The 6,920-nt window shown below is 44.3% G+C and carries 5 protein-coding genes; 2 read left to right on the top strand and 3 right to left on the bottom strand.

Annotation, left to right across the window (positions count from 1 at the left end; genetic code table 11):
• Window positions 1-315: 315 nt before the first annotated feature.
• A complete protein-coding gene (gene shyC / locus D5I41_RS19530; protein ID WP_119011243.1) occupies window positions 316-1,611 on the bottom strand; it encodes a peptidoglycan DD-endopeptidase ShyC in 1,296 nt (431 codons plus the stop codon).
• Window positions 1,612-1,737: 126 nt separating this feature from the next.
• Between shyC and tyrS the strand changes: the two genes are divergently transcribed.
• Both tyrS and D5I41_RS19520 read left to right on the top strand, forming a co-directional pair.
• A complete protein-coding gene (gene tyrS / locus D5I41_RS19525) occupies window positions 1,738-2,925 on the top strand; it encodes a tyrosine--tRNA ligase (protein WP_119011242.1) in 1,188 nt (395 codons plus the stop codon).
• 399 nt (window positions 2,926-3,324) lie between these two features.
• Window positions 3,325-4,170: a magnesium transporter gene (locus D5I41_RS19520; protein WP_017032744.1), complete on the top strand. Its 846-nt coding sequence runs from the start codon at window positions 3,325-3,327 to the stop codon at window positions 4,168-4,170.
• A gap of 65 nt (window positions 4,171-4,235) precedes the next feature.
• On the opposite strand, the gene dacB is transcribed toward D5I41_RS19520, so the two are convergent.
• Window positions 4,236-5,606 carry a serine-type D-Ala-D-Ala carboxypeptidase gene (dacB, locus tag D5I41_RS19515; RefSeq protein WP_119011241.1) on the bottom strand — a complete coding sequence of 457 codons (1,371 nt, stop codon included), beginning with the start codon at window positions 5,604-5,606 and terminating at the stop codon, window positions 4,236-4,238.
• Between the two features lie 100 nt (window positions 5,607-5,706).
• Window positions 5,707-6,744 (bottom strand): porin, encoded by a 1,038-nt coding sequence (locus D5I41_RS19510; RefSeq protein WP_119011240.1) that lies wholly within the window; start codon window positions 6,742-6,744, stop codon window positions 5,707-5,709.
• Between the last annotated feature and the right edge of the window lie 176 nt (window positions 6,745-6,920).

The following is a 6,920-nucleotide window of genomic DNA, read 5'->3' as shown; positions in this document are numbered from 1 at the left end:
CTACCAATCAATTAGATCCCCGATAGAGGCACTCGGGGACGACGTTTACTCAAAGTAATGATCTAATACCAATCACACTAAGTAAGTGATCAGAAATAGCGTAGGAAAAATTCTCGAGGACAAGGCAGAATTTTTCGATAAGTAGTTATTCTACAATCAAAAATTCTAACGCAGTCATCGAGTATTTTAACAAGCTAGGATGACCAGTTATTTAGTACGATTGGTATAATAAGGCATACACTTTGTTAGATCACATTTAGATCGACTATCAAACTTTTGTATGAAAGACAGGCTTGTAGCTGTCAGCTAAAACTTTTATTTTGCAGAAGCTGTCAGTAAATGCTGATAACGTTCTAATTCGCCTAAACGCTTATTCGCTACCTTCATAAACTCTTTCTTCTTGTTGCCAGTAAGGGATTTAGCCTCTGGCAGCTTAACCGTGCGTGCATTCTTATGAACGCCATTAACCAAGAACTCGTAGTGAAGGTGAGGGCCGGTAACTCGGCCTGTTCCGCCTAGAGTACCTATGGTTTGTCCCTGCTTAACCCTTTGGCCACCTTTTACCCTACGCTTTTGAAGGTGTAGGTATTTGGTGATGTAGATATTGCTGTGTTTAATAAACACATAGTTGCCGTTGAATTGGTTGTAGCCGGATTTAAGTACTACGCCATCACCCGCTGCGTAGATTGGGGTGCCAACGGGTGCTGCGTAATCAGTACCTCTGTGAGCCCTTATCTTGCCAGTTACTGGGTGACGACGATTGGGGTTGAAGTTAGAGGTTACGCGGCGAAAATCAACCGGAGAGCGCAAGAAGGCTTTTTTCATTGCTCGGCCTTTTTCGTCGTAATAATTGCCACTTTCTTCATCTAAAACGGCTTTGAAGGTATCGCCTTGGTTAGTAAATTGCGCGGCGAGGATTTTGCCTCTACCCACAAACTCACCTTCCACAATGTTCTCTTCAAATAACACCTTAAAGCTATCATTTGGGCGAATATCCAAGGCAAAGTCGATATCCCAACCAAAGATCCCGGCAACACTCATGATCTGATTAGGCGTTAATTTCGCGCCAATCGCGGCGTTCCAAAAGCTGGAGGAAATGTTCGCTTGCGCATAATTTAGCTGGGTGTAGACCTTTTTCTTGTCTATCACAGCCTTAAATTTATCGCCGCTTTTTACTGCTTTAAAGGTCTCGTAAGGGCTGATTTTTCGCTGCAATTGAATGAGGTTGTTTTGAGCGTCATACCCAAAAATTAATTCATCATTAGGACGTAAACGAGACAACTGCTTATTAATCTGATCATCACTGGTGACCAGTGTATGTAATAAGCGAGGAGACAAACCAATTCGGTCAAACAATACAGAGGCACTTTCCCCCGAGCGCACCTTATGAGTATCCCAGCGCATAACCGCCATAGGTAGTTTTTGTTCTGTGGGAGATAAGGCTTTAGCGTTAATTTCTAGAGGGTAAATGCGGCCCACTTTATAGTTGTTTTCTTCTTGATGCAGGGTTCTAGGATCGGGAAGCAGAAATAGAGCGACCACAATAAGTGCACTAAAACAGCAAATTAACGCGCGGTGTAAAAGAGGTAGACGTTGAAAAATGGTTAACATATCCCGATTCGTTAAATAATCAGTGAAAAATTGGTATTTGATTAGTCTAACTGCTTTCAAAACTAATCGCTATTCAAGTACACTGTCGGGATATATTTTTTCCTGATTTTGTGGGAGCACACTAATATGGCAAGTTTTGAAGCTGCCTTAGCTGAGATCAAGCGCGGCGTTGAAGAGCTGATTCCAGAAGAAGAGCTGATCGCCAAGCTGAAAGAAGACCGTCCTCTACGCATTAAACTAGGCGCAGATCCAACGGCACCGGATATCCACCTTGGTCACACAGTAATTCTAAATAAACTGCGTACATTCCAAGACCTTGGACATGATGTAACCTTCTTAATCGGTGACTTCACCGGTATGGTGGGTGATCCAACGGGTAAAAACACAACTCGTCCACCTCTGACTCGTGAAGACGTTCTGCGTAATGCAGAAACCTATAAAGAGCAGGTGTTCAAGATTCTAGACCCAGCTAAAACCAAGATTGCCTTCAACTCTGAATGGCTAGGTGAGCTAGGCGCTGAAGGTATGCTGCGTCTTGCTGCCAATCAAACTGTAGCGCGCATGCTAGAGCGTGATGACTTTAAAAAGCGTTATGCTGGCGGCCAGCCAATTGCTATCCATGAGTTTATGTACCCACTGCTACAAGGTTACGATTCAGTAGCAATGGAAACAGACGTTGAACTTGGTGGTACTGACCAGAAATTCAATCTACTCATGGGGCGTGAGCTGCAAAAATCTCACGGTCAAAAGCCTCAAGCTGTATTGACTATGCCTCTTCTTGTTGGCCTTGATGGTGAGAAGAAGATGTCAAAGTCGGCTCACAACTACATTGGCGTTAGCGACGCACCAAGCGATATGTTTGGTAAGATCATGTCTATCTCTGATGTCTTAATGTGGAGCTACTACGAGTTACTTTCTTTCCGTCCTTTGGCTGAGATTGAGCAGTTCAAAGCAGACGTAGAGAAGGGTGCAAACCCACGTGATGTTAAGATTCTGCTAGCGAAAGAAATCATTGCTCGCTTCCACTCTGAAGCCGATGCTGAAGCTGCTGAGCAAGAATTCATTAATCGTTTTCAAAAAGGCCAGATCCCAGATGAGATGCCTGAGTTTGAATTTGAAGTGGGTCGCCCAGTAAGTAACCTGTTGAAAGAAGCGGGACTGTGTTCATCTTCTTCTGAAGCAATGCGCATGGTAAAACAGGGCGCAGCAAAAATTGACGGTGAGAAGATCACTGACAGCAAATTTGTACCTCAAGCGGGCACGTATGTGTTCCAAGTAGGTAAGCGTAAGTTTGCTCGACTTACCTTTAAATAGGCTAAGTTGTAACCGTTGATTAATAGGCGCCTGTTTGGCGCCTTTTTTACATCTGTAAACTTGTGAACTGCGTTGTGTTTTTGATATATTACGCGCCGCTGGGACATCCCAGTAACCTTTGGAGAACACTATGAACACTACCGACCATCCTCCTAGTATGAAGGGAGAAAAATAGTCTGCTGTCGGTGTGCACGTTCTTCGTCTCTACCTCAGTGGTAGAGAACTTTTATCAAATCTTTTCTGATACTTTCTCGATTTTTCTCCTCACATTCTAGTCATAAATAATCACGGAACTGTCTCGCTTTTCTGATGCGAAGCTTACGTGTTATTTCGATGGTCGTTACCCCATTTATATCAGCTTTTTTGCTGGTGTCGACACAGCTAATCGGGAGATTCGCCATGACGGTAATGAACACAACTTTAGCTCACGATGTATCGAACTTTTCTCGTGAGGAAATCTGCGCGGCAACAAGCGCATTTTTAAAATATGATGAAAAACAGCAGGTTAAATTGCTGCAAGTGATGCCTATTGAAGAGGCAGTGGCGATTCTTAATCAGTGCTCAGTCGCTTATGTTCAGCATATTATTGCTGAATTAGAGGTGGTTGGAGAAGATGTAAGAGCGCGTCATTTTGCTCATCAATTGGGATTTATTCGCTCTGAAGCTGAGCCACATAAAGGGTACCTTTCGACGGGTGTGCTAGCCCATGTGCAACAGCGCATTGGGTGGATCATTGGGTTAGCTTTGATGGGGATTGTTTCGGGCCTTATTATCGCAAGCTATGAGGATACCTTAAGCCAACTGGTGCTGCTTGCTATCTATATGCCGGTTATTGCAGCTGCGGGTGGTAATACAGGGACTCAGTCGGCAACGCTAGTGATTAGGGCGTTGGCAACGGGAGAGCTTAAAAAAAGGCAGTGGCTGTCGGTACTCTGGAAAGAGAGTCGAGTGGCTCTATGTATCGGTTTTGTAATAGCCATAGTCATTGTCGGACGCATTTTACTGTTTAGTGATGGCGTCTCAACCGGCGGGCATGATCTTAATATCATTGCTTTGGCGATTGCAGTCGCCTTGTTTATTCAGATCTCGATCTCAACTACTTTAGGTGGCGTACTCCCTATCATAGCGCGAGCGTTTAAGTTAGACCCTGCGGTACTGGTTAGCCCAGTATTGGCGTCTATCGTAGATATTACCGGGATGTGGATTTACTTTAGCGTGGTGAATTACTTCTTAGGCTTAACCTAAACAAAACAACTAAAAACGGGCTTTGTAAATTTGCATTACAGAGCCCGTTTTTGTCTGACCTTAGCTTACTGAGTCACTAAAGATTGGTAAAAAGCCTTTTCAAACCGAGTAATGGCTGGCTCAACACCTTTGACCTTAGGTTCTGGGTGGTAGTTACTAACAAACTGCACAAAGGTATATTTGATGTTGCCTTGTGCATCATAGCTATAACCCACCATATTGTGGCTGCCAAACAGCGAGCCGCTTTTCCCTTTGATCTTGCCCTTGATCGGTGTATTTCGCATGCTTGGACGGTATTTTAATGTGCCATCCAAGCCTGATGTTGGTAGCAGGGCAATGAGGTGTACCTTCTCTTCGTTACTCTTGATGTACTGCATTATCTGCATCATGACTTGAGGCGAAACTCGGTTATTGCGTGATAACCCGGAGCCATCCTCTAGAACCGCATTACCAAGATCGATGCCTGTTTGCTTTAGCAGTATTTCTCTAATCGCAGAGGTACCGCTATTGAAACTGCCCTGTGCCCCGTAGAAGTCAGCGCCAAGTTGCTTAGTGATATTGTCTGCATATAGGTTGTTCGATTTATGCAGCATAAACTCTAGCATTTCATCAAGAGAGTCTGACTTGTGCTCTGCCACCAGTGTCGCTTTGTATTTTGCTTTGCCAAGTTTAATCTTGCCATTGAGCGTAATGTTATTTTGTTCAAGGATCTCAGAGATAGTTTTCTTCACAAACAAGCTAGGAGACTGCACCGCAAACTTAAGGGGCAACGGCTTGTCTCTATTGACCAGACAACCGCTGAGTGTATAGCTGTTATTGGGCGCAGTGGTCAGGTTAAGGTCACAGTAACTGTTCTTTTTCTCCTCTAAGCTCACAGCTTTTACATTGGTGATTACCTTTATCGGTTGGTGCTTCGGCACAAATGCCGATGTAGCGCCGTTATCCAGTGTCTTTAGTGATGCTTGGACGCAGTTTCCCTCTAGGCTTAACGCTGAAGCTGGAGCTGCATAGCAAACACCCAACACATCCCACGGCCAGCCAACACCCCGGTCATAACCGCTGAATATGGTGCCATCAAGATACAAGTCACCAGAGAGAGTTTTACCTTTTAGATTCTGAAGAAGAGATTCAAGGTCTTGGCGGCTTAAACTCGGATCGCCTGAAAAGCGAAGGGCATAATCATCGCCTTGCTCAAGGAGCTGCGTGGAAAACTGATAGCCTTCTTTCCAGTGAAGCTTAGCGGCAAGGGCGGTGACCAACTTTAGGGTACTCGCTGGGGGAAGAAGTTGCTCGGCATTAACTGAGGACTCTACAGTGGCATCTTTAGTTACAATAACGCTGGATAGCTGCCCAGGAGGCAAAACCTCGTAAGGGGTAGAGATTGAAGCAACTGCAACTGTTGAAACACAGGTCAGCAAAAGGGTGAGAGTGCGCATAACGTCCCTAATCAAGGCAAGAGGCAATTTAGAGAACAGTATAAACAAAAACACCCGCCATAAGGCAGGTGTTTTATTAGGATTTTAGGCTGTTATACCATTATAGGTAGTAACGAACACCAACGTTCCACATGTCGTTTTCTGTTTCGTTTTGGTCGTTGCCAAGGTCAAGCTGGTAGCCTGCGAAAGTAACAAAAGATGGAGTGATGTTGTATTCAGCTTGGAAAGCCATTTGGCTGTATACAGTGCCATCTACAACAGCTTTGTCATTACTTTCAACTGCTTCGTAGTTGATCGATAGGTTTAGGCTGTTTGCAAATGCGTAAGCTGCGATGAACTCGATGCCGTTAGAGTCATCAAGAACAGGACCAGAGAACTTGTCGATGTTGTAGTTTGCTGTTGTGTGCATGTACTCGTTCATAGAGTAAACACCAGCAACGTATAGACCGTTACCGTAAGAACCGTATTTAGCAGAAATTACGTGAGATACAGCTTCTTCTTTAGAAGTTAGACCTACATCACGATCACCGGTGTTGTATGCGTAACCAACCATGAAGTCAGAAATATCTAGCGCTAGAGTCACTTGGCCACGGGTATCAAAACCAGTTTGGCTATCTTGGATAGCAATACCACCGTTAAGAGCCATGTTCTCACCTAGCTCAATACCGTTACGGTAAGAAACCATGCCTTCTGCACGGCCAGTACCTAGAGCGCCATGGTTGTCGTATAGGAAATCGTTCGCAAATGCGATTGGCATATCAGCGATACCAGCTACGTCGTAGTACGGAGACCATTGAGTACCACCAACAGCGCGACCAAATGTGTCGTGAGAAACACCAATGTAGCCAAGACGAGTAGTGAATGACTCCTCACCACCGTTTAGGTAGTTAATTGAGTATTCGCCTTTAGCGTCAGCTGTGAAGCCATTGCCTAGGTCTTGAGTTGCGTTGAAGTTGATACGTGGAGAGTTAGAGATCAAATCAGTATTACTACCAACGTCTGAGTTGCCTTTAGCACTGATTGATACGTGACCGCCAATAGAGAAAGTAGAACCATCGTTGTTGTATAGTTCAACAGCAGACGCCTGAGTACCGAAAGCTGCAGCTGCTACTGCTAGAGCAATAATCTTTTTGTTCATTTCCAAGTCCTAGAATGTATTTGTCCGATAAATAAAGTGGGCTTCATAAACCCAAACTCCCTTAAAACAAATCTTGGTTAAGCACTGCACTAAGTTATTGTAATACGCAGTGTTTTACGCTTAATAAGATTTGTTCTCGGTTAGGATTCTGACCTAGATGATTAAGTAGGCGATAG

The organism is Vibrio superstes, assembly GCF_003569005.1.
Lineage (GTDB): Bacteria > Pseudomonadota > Gammaproteobacteria > Enterobacterales > Vibrionaceae > Vibrio > Vibrio superstes.
Note: the sequence above shows the minus strand (reverse complement) of the source record. Positions and strands in the feature narration are given on the sequence as shown.